A 14031-nucleotide genomic window follows, 5' to 3' on the forward strand; every position below is an offset into this window, starting at 1 on the left:
CCAGGTGCAGGAAGGCGCGCTCGAGGGCGGCCACGTCCAGGGGGCCCTCCATGCGTACCGCCGCCGGCAGGTTGTAGCGGGCGCTGCCGGGCTCCATCCGCTCCAGGAACCACAACCGCTGCTGCGCGAATGACAGCGGCAGCGGACCGTTTCGGGGAAGACGCTGGAGCTGGGGTCCGGACTGTCCGGCCGCCGCGGTACGCAGGGCGAAGAGTTGCCGCGCCAGCTCCGTGAGGCTGGGGCCTTGCAGCAGGCGCTCCATGGACAAGGAGACGCCCAGCTTCTTCTCGAACGTGTGGGCCAGCTCCACCGCGGCCAGTGAGTCCAGGCCGTAGCGGGTGACGGGCCGCGAGGGATCCACCGAGGCCACGGGAACCTGGAACCGCTCGGCGACACATGCCACCAGCCAGGCCTGGAGCCCATCCACCGTCCCCAGCTCCGCGGGCTCCACCGTGTCCCGGAGGCTCGGTGCCGGCTCGGGGGCTGGCGGGGCCTGCTCCTCGCGGCGGGCCGTCTCGCACCATTGCAGCACGAGGCGCAGCTCGCCCGCGCGGAACATCTCCCGGGCCGCCCTGCGCTGGATCTTCCCACTGGAGGTCTTCGGGATGCTGCCCGGCTCGATCAGCGCCAGGGCATGGAGTTGAACCTCGTGCACCTCGGCCAACCGCTGGCGGATGGCCGCCGCCGCCGCTTCACCAGCCTCGAGCTGCTTGCGCAGATCTCCGGCCCGGCGCACGTCGATCTCCTGGACGAGCACGAGCCGCTCCTCTCCCTCCACCTCGAGCGAGAACGCCGCCGCGCAGCCCGGCCGCAGTGCCGGGTGACTCCGCTCCGCCGTCTGCTCCAGATCCTGCGGGTAGTGGTTGCGCCCGCGGATGATGACGATGTCCTTCTGACGGCCGGTGACGAAGAGCTCCCCGTCCTTCAGGAACCCCAGGTCTCCCGTCCGGAGATAGGCGCGCTCGCCTCCGTCCGAGGGCCTCGCCTGGAAGATCCGCTGGGTCTCCTCGGGTTTGCGCCAGTAGCCCCGTGCGACGCTCGGACCGCTGACCCAGATCTCTCCCACCCGGCCCGCGGGGCAGCGCGCCAGGGACGCTGGATCCACGATGAGGATCTCCTGCTCTCGCAGCGTCCGGCCGCATCCGGCCAGCAGCCGCGCGTCCGGCTGTCCGGGGCGGGCGTCCTCCACCTGGTGGCGCTCCAGGGCCGCCGCGCTCGCCGCGTACAGGATGGGCGGGGCGGACACCTCTCCGCCGGAGACCATGAGGGTCGCCTCGGCCAGCCCGTAGCAGGGGTAGAACGCCTCCCGGCGGAAGCCACGGGACGCGAAGGCGTGGGTGAACCGGTCGAGTGTTTCGGGGCGGATCGGCTCGGCTCCCGAGAAGGCCAACTCCCAGTGGCTCAAGTCCAGGAGCTGGCGTTGCTCCTCGGTCACCTTGCGGACGCAGAGATCGAAAGCGAAGTTGGGGCCGCCGCTGACGGTGGCCCTGGAGCGGGAGAGGGCCTCCAGCCACCGGAAGGGATTCTTGAGGAAGCTCAGCGGCGACATGAGCGTCGTCCTCATCCCCGCGTAGAGGGTCGAGAGGATGCCGCCGATGAGCCCCATGTCGTGGTACGGCGGCAGCCAGAGGACGCTGGAGCTGTCGGGTCTCAGCCGGAAGGCGTGGGAGATCAGCCCGAGGTTGTGCATCAGGTTGCCGTGGGTGAGCATGACCCCCTTGGGCATTCCCGTGGAACCGGAGGTGTACTGGAGGAAGGCGAGCGTCTCCGGCTCCACGTGGGGCCGGAGCCAGGTGTCCGCGGCGCTCTCGCTCAGCCCGTCGGTGGCCACCCAGCGGAGCGCCCCGAGATCCGGCGCCTGCTCGAAGAGGCTCTCGCCCACCGACTGGATGAACGAGGTGGTGAGCACCACCGAGGCCTGTGCGTCCTGGAGCACCGCGCGGAGCCGGGGCAGCGTGCGCTCCAGGCGCAGGGGATCCGGCGGATAGGCGGGCACCGCGACCAGGCCGGCATAGAGGCAGCCGAAGAACCCCGCGATGTACTCGAGCCCGGGGGGATACAGCAGGAGGACCCGTTCACCGGGCGCGGCGATCGCCTGGAGCGAGGCGGCGATCATCCGCGCACGCTGGTCCAGCTCCCCGTAGGTCACGCTGCTCTCCTCGCCCTCCGTGTCCTCCAGGAAGGTGAAGAGGTGCTGGGATGGATTCCGGGACGCGTGCTCCTCGAGGAGCTCGACCAGGGTGGGGGGGCCACTCAGGAAATACGGTTTCATAGGTAGAGGGATTGCTCGTGGGGCCGCGCCGCGGGGCGGAAGTTTCGTGGGGATTCGAAGAACCTCTCGACGAGGCCGATCAACTGCTCGGCGTTCTCGTGGAGGCAGTAGTGGGTGGCACCCCGGAGCTGCACGGAGTGGGCGGCCGGGAGCCGCTCCGCCACCCGCCTGGACAGCTCGGGTGAGACGATCTGATCCAACTCCCCGCTGATGAGCAGGGCCGGGGCCGTCACCTTCCCGAGCAGGGGCGTGATGTCGCGGGAGGACTCCTCGAGTACCTGGAGGCTGTAGTGACGGATGCTCCGGACATCGTTGAACGGCTCGGCGATGGCCTGCCGGAGCTCCCGGCTGGGGGTGGCCAGGACGTTCTCGGGTCCGCCCTGGGGTGAGCCCGGGGGCGGTGTCTGCTCATGGGCGAGCATCGACACCATGGAGGTCCTGACCAGCGAGGCCATCTCCGGCCGCTGGCTCACCAGTTGGCACATGCGCCGCAGCGTCTTCTGGAACGCCGTCTCCAGCCGCTCCAGCCCCGGGAGGGGCGAGTAGGAGCCAGTGATCAGCACCATCGCGGAGGCGGAGGTTCCCCGGCTCAGCAGCTCGAGCGCGAGCCTGGCTCCACTGCACCAGGCGATGAGCCGGCATTCGCGCACCCGCTCCTGCTCCAGGATGCGCTCGAGCACGGCCACCTGCTCCTTCACACCACGAGGGCTCCAGTAGATGACGCGGTGGCTCCTCAGGAAGTGCGCGAGGAACCGGCCCCAGACGGTGAGGCCCTGGCTCGCGGCATTGATGCAGACGAGCACCGGGCCGCTCCCCGCGCTCTGGTACTCGATGGGCCCAGTGTCCCCGGCGTCGAGCGTGCGCCGCTCCAGCGTCTCGAGTGCTCGCGCGGCCTCGTGGTGGGATTCCCGCCTGGAGGCCATCCACTGCGAATGGAAGGACTCCCACCCGCCTCGGGTGTCCCGCGCCGCCCGGGTGCCGGGAGCGGCCTGACGGGCACGGGTGCTGTCGAAGTGCCTGGGCTGCGTCAGGTAGGGCTCGAAGGCCGCGGTGCGGGCGCGCAACAGGGTCTCGGCCGGATCGAGCGCCATGCCGCCGCCCACCCATTCGGGTTTCAACCCGGTCACCGCTCCGAGGTGCTGGCCGAACTGCTCCAGCGCGCACGTCTCCGGGCTCACGAGGTGGAAGAAGCCCTCCAGCAGGGCCGGGTCGCGTGAGAGCTGGCACATCCACTCCAGGGCCTGCTCCACCCCGATGATGTCCAGGCTGGCCCCTGGCGCGGCCACGAGCCGGAGGGAGCGCTGCTGGAGGTAGCTGGGCGACTTGGCGTCGAGGAGCTCCTTGAAGCGCAAGAGCGCCGCGAGGAAACCCTGGAGCCCACCCGGGGTGTGGTGGGTGAGCGGGATACCGAATGGCATCGCGGGACGGAAAATCCGGCAGGGAATGCCAGCCTCCCGGCACCACGCCACCACCTCCCGCTCCGCGGCACGCTCGGCGTCCTCGTCTGGAGTGTTCGCCGGGTACTCCGCGTCGAAGGGCTCCTCCCGGATCGTCCCGGGTTTGCTTCCGGCCACGTGGAGGGTGCTGACATGGTTGAAGGCGCCCACCGGCCGCCCATGCAGCAGGGCGAGCAACCGGTGCGGCGCGGAGGGTGGGGCGCCATCACATGCCAGGGTGAGGCCCTGCGTGGGTCCAAGGCTCCAGACCTCGTCGAACCGCTCCTGCTCGCGAGGGAGTCCCTCCAACGATCGCAGACCCAGGGCGAAGGTCTCGGGCAGGGGCATCCGGGCGCCGGGCGTGGACCCGGCCCAGAGGGCACGCAGCCGCTGCTCGAGCGCGTCCTTCGTCGTGCCCGGTGCATCCGGGGCCCAGCAGACGACGGTGTCCCGGCTCGTGGCGAGCAACCACGCTGCCAGCAGCCCACCGAGGGGCTTGTCGACGTCCGCTACCAGAATCGTTCTTGGCATGGATTGTCCCGGGGATGCCCGCCAGGGGGACGCCCCGGGGATTGATGAGTCTTTGTGAGAAGATTGTCAGACACTAACAACCCATTTCCTGGTTCGTCAATGCGAGAGCCCGGGCCCGGGTTTCCATGTATGGGGTAAGCCTGTATTGAAAACCCATGGCCGCCAGCGTATCGGTGGTGGGTCCCGATCCATGGGGAGTCCCAGACATTGGCTGAGCTCATGAAACTGGTGGAGTGTCTGGGTGATCATCCCGCGACGAGGATCACCACCTGGGGCCGGATGGGGTTGGTGAGCCATTCCTTCGCTCAATTGCAGCAGGACGTGCGGGAGAAGGTGGGCTGGCTGCGCCGCCGCGGGCTCGGCGAGTGCATGCGTGTCGGCGTGCTCGCGGCCAACAGCTACGAGTGGCTCGTCCTGGATCTCGCGCTGGTGTCGCTCCGCTGCGAGATCGTCACCCTCACGGCCGCGCAGCTCGAGGGGGATCTCGAGCGGTTCGCGGCGGAGCAGGAGCTCGCGGTGCTGTTCTTCCTGGGGCACGCCACGCCCGTGTCCCGCTCCGTCCACCTGGGGTGGGTCGTGGCCGCGGATTCGCGCGAGCCGATCCCCCTGCGGGGCGGTGGTGCGCCGGGAGCGGGGCGGGGGTGGACCACTCCCTTTCGCGTCTTCTCCTCGGGGAGCACCGGGACTCCCCGGTGTATCTCGGTGCCCCGCTCCGGCCTCGAGCAGGTGATCGACGAGCTGCGGGACACCTATTCCTTCGACTCCTCCGACACCGTCCTGATGTTCCTGCCGGTGTCCAATCTCCAGCAGCGATTCCTCGTCTACTCGGCACTCTGGTACGGCATCTCGTTCGTCCTCGTCGAGCCGGTACACCTGCTGCCCGCGCTGAAGCGGACGCGCCCCACCGTCCTGCTCGCGCCACCGCTGTTCTTCGAGACCATCGCCCGGAGGGTGACGCGCTCCGCGCCGCTCCGGTGGTTGATGCGCGTGATGGCCCGGCTCCCGCCCGGGAGCGCGTTGGCCGGAGCGCGCCGGAGGGTGCTCGCCCCCCTGCGGCGCGGGGTGCTCGCGGAGCTGGGCGGGCAGATGCGGTTGATGATCACCGGCATGGCGCCCGTCGCCCGGACGACGCTGGAGCTGTACGCGGCCCTCGAGCTGCCCCTGTTCGAGGCGTATGGGATGACGGAGTGTGGGATCATCGCCTGCAACACGCCCCGGGCCACGCGCTCCGGCAGTGTCGGGCGGCCTGCGCCCGGCGTCCGGATCGAGCTCGCCTCCGACGGGGAGATCATCGTGCACAGAGATGTGCCGCTCACCGCGGGTTATGCCAGCCTCGGGCCCGAGGCCAACGCGGAGACGTACCTGGGGGGAGGCCGGATCGCGACGGGCGATCTGGGCCGCTTCGACGGCGACGGCTTCCTCTACCTGCTGGGCCGCAAGAAGAACGTCCTCGTGCTCGGGGATGGCCGGAAGCTCCACCCGGAGTTGATCGAACGGGAGCTGATGGGCCTCCCGTTCATCCACCAGGTGGCTCTCCTGCCCGAGGGCAAGACGGGGCTGGCCTGCGCCGTCCACCTCTCGGAGGAGGGCAGGGGCAGCGAGGAGACGGCACGCCGGGAGCTGGCGCGGCTCGTCCGGGAGCTGGCGGGCCAGGAGCTGACGCGTGTCGTGTTCAGCGGGGAGCCCTTCACCCCTGGCAATGGCCTGCTCACCCAGAACCTCAAGCTCAACCGGCGGGCGCTCCGGGAACTGTTGTCACCACGGGGGCGGACCTCCGAGCGAAAGGGAGAGGAAGCACAGCATGTCCATGTCAGCCGAGGATGAGGAGTTGCTCGCCGTCATCGAGGACACCGTGCCGCCGGACAGGGCCCGGCGCGTTCGTCCCGAGGCGACGCTCCGCCAGCTGGGAATCGACTCGTTGAATCTGGTGATCATCGTGGGCCGCTTTCTCGAGCGCTACCCGGTGCCGGTGGAGCCGCTGCAGGAGCGGCTCGGCTCGGTCCGAACGGTCGGTGAGCTGTTGGAGCTCGGCCGGATGGCCCGGGCGGCGTGGCGTCGTGAGACGGGCCATGCGTGAGCCGGCCGCGGCTTTGCCGGGGGTGGTGGATGCGCATTGTCATGCGGCCTCGCGGCGGTTCATCCCTCGCTCCTTCGTGGAGGGAGCCATCCGCAACATCGCCGTGATGCACGAGGCCCTGGGGGTGCCGGTCCAGCCCGGACGCCTGGTGGAGCGCGCGCTGGAGGCGCTGGGAGACCATGACTGTGACGAGCTGGTGCGCCAGATGGACGAGGCGGGCATCGATTGGAGTGTCCTCCTGCTCCCGGACTTCACGTACCGCCTGAAGGACTGCGAGCTGACCATCGAGGAGATGTTCATCGAGCACCGGCGCATCCTCGAGCGGCATCCGGGCCGCTTCCAGGTCCTGGCGGGAGTGGATCCGCGGTGGGGCCGCGATGGATTGGCGCTGTTCGAGCGTGGGCTGAAGGAGTACGGCTTCCGGGGTCTCAAGCTCTATCCTCCATGCGGCTACCGGGCCGATGACCGTCTCCTGCATCCCTTCTACGAGCTCTGCGCGGCCTGGAATGTCCCCGTGCTCCTGCACATGGGGCCGACCTCGTCCCATCTGGACTTCGAGCCCGCGCGCCCGGGTTTCGTCGACGAGCCCGCGCGCCTGTTCCCCCAGGTCAACTTCATCCTGGCCCACGCCGCGACGGCCCATGTCGACGAGTGCGCCATGCTCTGTTCCTTCCGGCCCAACGTCTACGCGGACGTGAGTGGGTTCCAGGAGGGGGCCCGGAGCGAGGGAAGGGGATTGAGTCACCTGCTCCGGAGCGCACCGGCCCACAAGCTGCTCTTCGGAACGGACTGGCCCGTCTTCCAGGAGGATGCCCGCCAGGCCGAGCACCTTGAGTCCTTCCTGGAGGTGGCGCGGGAGCTCCTCGCGGGGCCCCATTTGAGGCTCGTGCTGCGGGAGAACGCGGCCCGCCTTTTCCGGGGCCGCCGAGCGGGTGGCCCGGGGGACTCTGGCGAACCCCATACAGGCTTCCTTGTATAGGGCTCGCTGGTATGTACGAGCGGCCTTCCGGAAAGTACAAACAATCGCGCAAAACGGGGCCGCGAGGCATTCCATCTGCTGCCAGGAACAGAGGCTTGCGAGTCATTGGGACTCGCGCCCAACCCGGCCCCGGGGAGCGCTCATGAATTCACAGTATGCGCTGGATTTGTTGATCGACCTGGCGTTGATCGCCGGTTTCGGGGTGCAGCACTCCATCATCGCCATGGTGCGCCTCAAGGCCATCATCCAGAGGCTGACGGGGATTGATCCCATTGCCTGGCGCGGGGTGCAGTCCTTCATCAACGTCTCGTACCTGCTGATGGCGTGCGTCTTCTGGCGCGAGGTGCCCATCGTCATCTGGGATCTGCAAGGGGTCTGGTATTGGGTGGCGGGGGTGACGCTGGTGGCCTCCTGGGCCTGGTACTTCCAGATCCACCTCTTCGAATACGACTGTGGCATGGCGTTCGGCTCGTCGGCGGTGCTGGCGCGCATGCACAACGCGAAGCCGCCGCCGATGGAGATGTGGAAGGTGGGCACGCGGCGTTGGCTGCGCTTCCCCGTGCACACCGCCTTCTTCCCGATGTTCTTCGCGTTTCCGCGGATGACGGCGAGCCTGCTGCTGCTGGCCATCGCGGCGAACGTCGCCAACATCATCGGTACCGTTCTCTACGACAGGCGGATGGTGTTCCTCGTCAAGGACGTCTACCGCGAGTACCAGAAGGTCACCGGTCTGCTGCTGCCTCCGCTGTTGCGCGCCCCGGGCGGTGCGAAGCACATGAGCTTCCCCGAGCCGTGGCACTGGTCTCGTGTGTCCCACAACGTCCCGGGCCTGCTGCTGGGCCTGCTGGTGGGCACGCTCTTCTGGAAGCAGCTGGGCGCCATCGGCCTCGTGACGGAGGAGCTCGTCCGGGCGTGGCTCGGCGCCTTCCTCGTCGCGGTGACGGGCGGGGCCGTGGTGGGGGTGATGCAGGCGTCGCGCGGCGCCGTGCTGGAGCTCTCGTACCAGCGGCTGCTCACGATGCTCGCCACCAATACGGCCCTGATGAGCGCGGTGTCGCTCCTCACGTGGATGGGGCTGTGCTTCGCCACCCAGGCAAGCCTGCCCATCCTCTTCATCTTCTTCCCCATGTGGATGACCATGCTGTGGCTGGGTCACTTCGTGGCGTCGACCGTCTTCTTCGGCCTGCGGCCCTCACTCGTCCCGGGCCAGGCCACCCCCACCGTGTCCGCCAAGGCCACCCCCTGAGCATCCGGAGCCACGCCATGACCTCCTTTTCCGCAATCGTCCGTCCCTTCAACGTCAAACCCACCCTCCTTCCGCTCTCGCGCGGCTACCGGGGCGCCTGCTGGGCACCGCCCTTCGCGCTGGACGCCCCGCACAAGCAGGCCATCTACGGCGCGCTGCGCGAGGTCTCCACGCTCGCCTTCGGCGCCGACATGGCGCCCTACTGGCGCGACCGCTCCCTCGACGGCTACCTGGACAAGATCACCCGCTTCTATTTCATCCACAGCGCGGATGACCGGGTCGTCGGCTGGACGGGCTACCACCGGCTGACGCTGGCCGGGCAGACGTGTCTGTACCTGGACTCGACGGGGGTGCTCCCCGAGCTGCAGAACACCGGCATCATGACGGGGCTGTTCAGCCAGTTCCTCCTGACGGAGATGCTGCGCGCGGGACCGCGGGGCCTCTACGTCTCCATGCGCACGGAGAACCCCGTCGTCTACCAGTCCTTCTACAAGGTGGCGGGGGAGCGCAACACCTTCCCCAGCCTCTCCACGCCGGTGCCGGACAAGGTCCAGGAGATGGGCCGCCAGCTCGCCGCGTGGCTCAAGCAGAGCGACAAGCTGGAGGCGCCCTCGCTGCGGGTGATGGGCGCGTACGACAACCTGGACGCGCTCTACGGCGAGCTGCCCACTTGCGACGACGACAACATCAACCGCTACTTCCGCCAGCACTTGCGGCCCGTGGATGCCTTCCTCGTGCTGGCCCGGCTGTCGCTGCCGGGCATCTTGCTCTCCCTCACCACCAAGAAGCTGGGCAAGGCGCTGCGGGGGAGCCGTGGGCGGGCCGAGCGCAAGGCCGCCTGAGCCAACCGCACCTCACTTCTGGAAAGCACGCCCATGATCCTCGATGACGTCGAACGCAGTTTCTGGGCGACGGACGGGTGCAGGAACATCCCCGAGCTGGGGCTGAACCTGTCCGCGCTCAAGCAGTACCTTCCCCAGGGCTGGCACCACCTCGTCTACCTGGCCCGGCTCGCCAACACCCTCCGCTCGCTGCAGCGCAACGATGGCTCCATGGTGGACCAGGACCTGGCGCGGCAGCTCTTCGAGCAGTCCGCGCTCGCCCTGGAGGCCGCGGCCGGCCATTGCCCGGACGAGGACATCGCGGAGCTGCTGCGTCTGCGGGCCGCGGGGTTGCGGCGCCAGGACACCCGCGAGGCCGCGACGGCCCTGGCCCGCGCGACGAACGACCGGCTGGTGGTGCTCTGCGGACCGCTCGTCACCTGGCCCGGCAAGAGTGGCGCCTATCTCCACTCCACCTGTGTCGCCCTGGAGGACGAGCGGCTCACGCGGCGCGTCCGCGCGCTCGAGGTGGAGCTGGGCGCGCTGCGCGCCTACTACGAGAAGCTCCTCGGCCTGGAGGGGCTGGAGCTGGCGGAGATTCCCTCCTACACCGTCAGCGGGCTGGTGCTCTGCGGCGGAGAGGCCAATGGCTTCCCCAAGCACTTCACCTACTTCCTTCCCGAGGACGAGGGGCACCGCAAGCTCAAGCCACGCAAGACGCTCCTCTTCCACAACATCTACCTGGAGCGCATCCGCTGCCTGAGCCTTCCGCTGCTGCGGCGCGTGTGTCCGGAGCTGCCGGTGACGGACGAGGACGTGTGTGATCCGATGGTGGCGCTCACCTGGTTCCGCGGGCACGACGTGGGGCACTACTGGCGCCACCGGGATGCCGCCTTCGCCAGGCTGAAGGAGCTCGGCACGGCCCGCTCCTACGCGCTCCAGGAGGCGCTCAGCGACGTGCTCGGCTACCTGGCGCTGCACGGGCCGTGGCGGCAGGAGGCACGGCATGCCGCGCCCATGGGCTTCTACCTGGCGGAGATGCTCCGCTTCCTCGGCCGCGGCGACCAGGCCATCCACCCGGACTTCGAGGCCGCGCACCTGGTGCTCTCCTACCTGGTGAAGAAGGACTTCGTCTCCCTGGACGCGGAGCGGGGCGAGCTGCGCCTCACCCAGGAGCGCTTCCAGAAGGGCGTGACGGAGGTGGCCGGGCGGCTCATGCGCGCCGTGCTCGGCGGTGACGTGGACGAGGCGCGCCACCTGCTCGCGGAGCACGGGCTGGCGGCGGACTCGCGCGGCAGCCACCTGGAGCCGGTCATCCGCCGGGCCGCGGGCATGGGCAATGACATCCGCTACACCTACGAGGGCTGACATGACGGGCAGCGACAATCTGGAAGGCAGGCGTGTGGTGCTCACCGGCGGGGCCAGCGGCATTGGCCGGGTGACGGCCGAGGCGTTCCTCCGCGCGGGGAGCCGGGTGGCCATCATCGACCGGGACGAGGAGGCCCTGTGGCGGGTGCTGGAGGAGCTGGGGCCCGGCGCGTGTGGCTTCGCCGCGGACGTGTCGGAGCCGGCCTCGCTCCGGGAGGCCTTCGCGGGCGTGGACCGGGGGCTGGGGGGCGTGGACGTGCTCATCGCCAACGCCGGCATCAGCGTGCGGCGTCCCTTCCTGGAGATCTCCCCGGAGGAGTGGCGGCGGGTCCTCTCCGTGAACCTGGATGGCGTCTTCTTCTGCGCGCGCGAGGCGGCCACGCGGATGATGGCGGGGCAGGGGGGCGTCCTGCTGCTGATGGGCTCCACCAACGGGCTCGTGGGCTACCCCTATTACGCCTCGTACAACGCCTCGAAGGCGGGCGTCATCGAGCTGGCCCGCTCGCTCGCCATCGAGCTGGCCCCGAAGGTGCGGGTCAACGCCATCTGCCCCGGCTACGTGATGACGCCGATGCAGGAGCGTGAGTACACGCCCGCGATGCTGGAGCAGGTGAACGCGAGGATTCCCCTCCGGCGCCACGCGCGTCCCGAGGAGATCTCCGAGCTCTTCCTCTTCCTCGCCTCGGACCGGGCCCGCTACATCCACGGGCAGGCGCTCGTCATCGACGGAGGGGAGCTGGCGGGCGGACTGGCCAGCGCGGGGGTGAGCAGCGAGGGACGGGGATGAGCGGCCCGGGCACCACCTCCGGCGCGGAGCTGTTCTCGCCGGACTACGCCGTGGCCCGCGACCGCTTCCGGGCCGCGTGCGCGGACGCGGGCTTCCAGGCCCACTGCTACCCGATGCCGTCATCCGCGCCTGGTGCCGAGCTGACGGTGGACGTCGCCGTGGGCGGCACGGTGGAGGCCCGGCGCGCGCTGCTCGTCACCAGCGGGTTGCACGGCGTGGAGGGCTTCCTCGGCTCGGCGCTCCAGCTCGCCTTCCTCCAGCGGCTGGCCGTGGATCGCGCCTGCGCCAGCGGCCTGCGCCTCGTCTTCGTCCACGCGCTCAACCCCTTCGGGTTCCACATGCTCCGGCGGACGGACGAGCACAACGTGGACCTCAACCGCAACTTCCTCCTGCCCTCCGAGGAGTACCGCGGTGTGCCGGAGGCCTACTGGGACGTGCAGCGGCTGCTGGGGTTGTCCGCCGCGGCGCCCTCCGGCGGTTTCTTCCCGCTCAACCTGCTGCGCTGTGTGGCGCGCCATGGCCAGGCGGGCTCGCGTGACGCGGTGGCGGGCGGGCAGTACGAGGACTCGTGGGGCCTCTTCTTCGGAGGCACCGGACTGTCGCCCACGGGCACGCTGCTCCAGACGCACCTGCGCGGCTGGCTCGGCGGGGCCACCGAGGTGCTGCACGTGGACCTCCACAGCGGCCTCGGTCCCTGGGGCGGCTACCGCCTCATCCTGGAGCACGACTGGGAGACGCCCGAGCTGCACTGGTTCGGCAGGCACTTCGGCGAGTCGCTCGTGGAGCCCAGCGAGCCCAAGAGGGGCATCTCGTACCGCAAGCGGGGCGGTCTGGGCCCGTGGTGTGCCGGGCTGCTCTCGCCCGGGGCCTATGAGCTCCTCATCGCGGAGTTCGGCACCTATCCGCTGCCCGTGGTGCTGCTCGCGCTCCGGGCGGAGAACCGGGACTGGCTCCGGGGACAAGAGGGCGTGCGCCGCCGGTGCGTGAAGGCGGTGCTCCGCGAGGTCTTCGCGCCCTCGAGCCCGCGCTGGCGTGCGAACGCCGTGCAGCGGGGGCTGGCGCTGCTGCACCGGGCGGCCGACGTGTGCCGGCTCCAGGGCGTGCCCACGGCCCGCCCGCGGTCGGTTTCTCAATCCTTGTCAATGTCTGTCGAAGTGCCCGGCCACCGGATTCCCGGTTGGCCGGTCTGATGTCAGATCACTCACTATCATCCAGGAATCCACATGATGAACGAACACCGAATGGACACCGGTTCCGAATCTTCTCGCACTCCCGGAGCGCGGGAATTCGTCCAGCAGCTCGAGCGGGAAGTGGGCGCGCACCGGGCGGTCAATCACCCCTATCTGCGGGCGCTCGCGAGTGGCGAGCTGCCGGATCCGGTGGGCGCGCTGCGGGACTACGCGCACCAGTACTACGCCTACAGCATCAACTTCCAACGGTACCTGACGGCCACCATCTCGCAGCTCGACAGCTCGGAGCACCGGCGCGCGCTGCTGGCCAACCTGCTGGAGGAGGCGCACGGGGTGAGCCCGGACGAGGCGGAGCTGATGCGCCGCCACGGGATCGAGCTGGAGTGGGTGGAGAACGTGCCCCATCCGGTGCTCTACCGGCGCTACCTCGAGGCGCTGAACATGGACGAGGCCTGGCTGCGGGCGAATCCCTTCTGCGACGAGGCCGTGCAGTGGAGCCAGCTCTTCCTGCAGTGCTGCAGCTCGCTGGGAGCGCCCGTCGCGGTGGGAGCGATGGGCATTGGCACGGAGCTGATCGTCCGCCGCGTGTACACGCCCATCCTGGAGGCCATCAAGACATACATCGACGTGTCGCCCAGGGATCGGGTGTTCTTCGATCTGCACCAGAAGATCGACGATGATCACGGAGAGGTGTTGCTGGGCATCGCGGAGGAGATGGCGGAAGACCCGGCCCAGCGCGCGCTGCTGCGCACGGGCGCGTTGATGGCGCTCAACCTGCGGGCGGGCTTCTACGACAGCCTGTTGTACCGGGCGCGGGAGATGCCGCGCGTCACCCGGAGCGGCTCGTCGGGCTTCGTGGACACCACGCGCAACCGGGACTCGCTGGAGCCGCGGCCGGTGGAGCACGCGCTGGAGACGCTCATCCACCGGCAGGTGGGGCGTGAGGGCGTGGCGGAGGCGTTCAGCCGCTCGCGGGGGCACCCGGTGTACGAGGTGACGCTGCCCTCGCGCTCGGTGAGCTTCAGCGTCGGGGAGCTGGCGCCCGGCCAGGCGACGTCCAACCACCGCCACGCCTACGAGTCGCTCATCTACGTGCTGGAGGGCTCGGGCTGGTCCATCATCGAGGGCCGGCGCGTGGAGTGGCGCGCGGGGGATGCGCTCTACGTCCCGCCCTGGAACTGGCACCAGCACGTCGCCGGCGGGGAGAAGGCGCTCTACCTCACGGGGACGAACCTGCCCCTGCTGCACCAGCTCGGCCAGACGGTGCTTCGCCAGGAGCAGGGTCCGGCCAATCACTGACGGTTCATTGCCTCAATGGCTCACG

General features: G+C 69.6%; 11 protein-coding genes. 9 read left to right on the plus strand and 2 right to left on the minus strand.

Features of this window, described 5'->3' with window-relative positions; genetic code table 11:
* Together VFZ09_RS13980 and VFZ09_RS13985 are read right to left on the minus strand one after the other, a co-directional pair.
* Positions 1 to 2272, minus strand: a 2272-nt coding sequence (locus tag VFZ09_RS13980) for an AMP-binding protein (protein ID WP_329728055.1), incomplete at its 3' end; no start/stop codon positions are given.
* Positions 2269 to 4239 (minus strand): serine aminopeptidase domain-containing protein, encoded by a 1971-nt coding sequence (locus VFZ09_RS13985; RefSeq protein ID WP_329728056.1) that lies wholly within the window; start codon positions 4237 to 4239, stop codon positions 2269 to 2271. The genes VFZ09_RS13985 and VFZ09_RS13980, both read right to left, overlap by 4 nt.
* Positions 4240 to 4446: 207 nt before the next feature.
* On the opposite strand from VFZ09_RS13985, the gene VFZ09_RS13990 reads away from it, so the two are divergent.
* The 9 genes from VFZ09_RS13990 to VFZ09_RS14030 all read left to right on the plus strand — a co-directional run bounded on the left by VFZ09_RS13990 (position 4447) and on the right by VFZ09_RS14030 (position 14006).
* The gene (locus tag VFZ09_RS13990; RefSeq protein ID WP_329728057.1) at positions 4447 to 6063 is read left to right on the plus strand and encodes an AMP-binding protein; all 1617 of its coding nucleotides are present in this window, start codon (positions 4447 to 4449) and stop codon (positions 6061 to 6063) included.
* On the plus strand, positions 6041 to 6316 hold the full coding sequence (locus VFZ09_RS13995) for an acyl carrier protein (protein ID WP_329728058.1): 276 nt from the start codon (positions 6041 to 6043) through the stop codon (positions 6314 to 6316). Before VFZ09_RS13990 ends, VFZ09_RS13995 begins: the two co-directional genes overlap by 23 nt.
* On the plus strand, positions 6309 to 7295 hold the full coding sequence (locus VFZ09_RS14000; RefSeq protein WP_329728059.1) for an amidohydrolase family protein: 987 nt from the start codon (positions 6309 to 6311) through the stop codon (positions 7293 to 7295). The genes VFZ09_RS13995 and VFZ09_RS14000 overlap by 8 nt, the downstream gene beginning before the upstream one ends.
* A gap of 142 nt (positions 7296 to 7437) precedes the next feature.
* Positions 7438 to 8541 carry a hypothetical protein gene (locus tag VFZ09_RS14005; RefSeq protein ID WP_329728060.1) on the plus strand — a complete coding sequence of 368 codons (1104 nt, stop codon included), beginning with the start codon at positions 7438 to 7440 and terminating at the stop codon, positions 8539 to 8541.
* A gap of 17 nt (positions 8542 to 8558) precedes the next feature.
* On the plus strand, positions 8559 to 9383 hold the full coding sequence (locus tag VFZ09_RS14010; protein ID WP_329728061.1) for a GNAT family N-acetyltransferase: 825 nt from the start codon (positions 8559 to 8561) through the stop codon (positions 9381 to 9383).
* Between the two features lie 33 nt (positions 9384 to 9416).
* On the plus strand, positions 9417 to 10730 hold the full coding sequence (locus VFZ09_RS14015) for a hypothetical protein (protein ID WP_329728062.1): 1314 nt from the start codon (positions 9417 to 9419) through the stop codon (positions 10728 to 10730).
* A gap of 1 nt (position 10731) precedes the next feature.
* The gene (locus VFZ09_RS14020; RefSeq protein ID WP_329728063.1) at positions 10732 to 11517 is read left to right on the plus strand and encodes an SDR family oxidoreductase; all 786 of its coding nucleotides are present in this window, start codon (positions 10732 to 10734) and stop codon (positions 11515 to 11517) included.
* The gene (locus VFZ09_RS14025) at positions 11514 to 12707 is read left to right on the plus strand and encodes a DUF2817 domain-containing protein (RefSeq protein WP_329728064.1); all 1194 of its coding nucleotides are present in this window, start codon (positions 11514 to 11516) and stop codon (positions 12705 to 12707) included. The genes VFZ09_RS14020 and VFZ09_RS14025 overlap by 4 nt, the downstream gene beginning before the upstream one ends.
* Before the next feature lie 33 nt (positions 12708 to 12740).
* Positions 12741 to 14006: an iron-containing redox enzyme family protein gene (locus tag VFZ09_RS14030; protein ID WP_329728065.1), complete on the plus strand. Its 1266-nt coding sequence runs from the start codon at positions 12741 to 12743 to the stop codon at positions 14004 to 14006.
* Positions 14007 to 14031 lie beyond the last annotated feature (25 nt).

This window comes from Archangium sp. (assembly GCF_036277355.1).
Classification (GTDB): Bacteria; Myxococcota; Myxococcia; order Myxococcales; family Myxococcaceae; genus Archangium.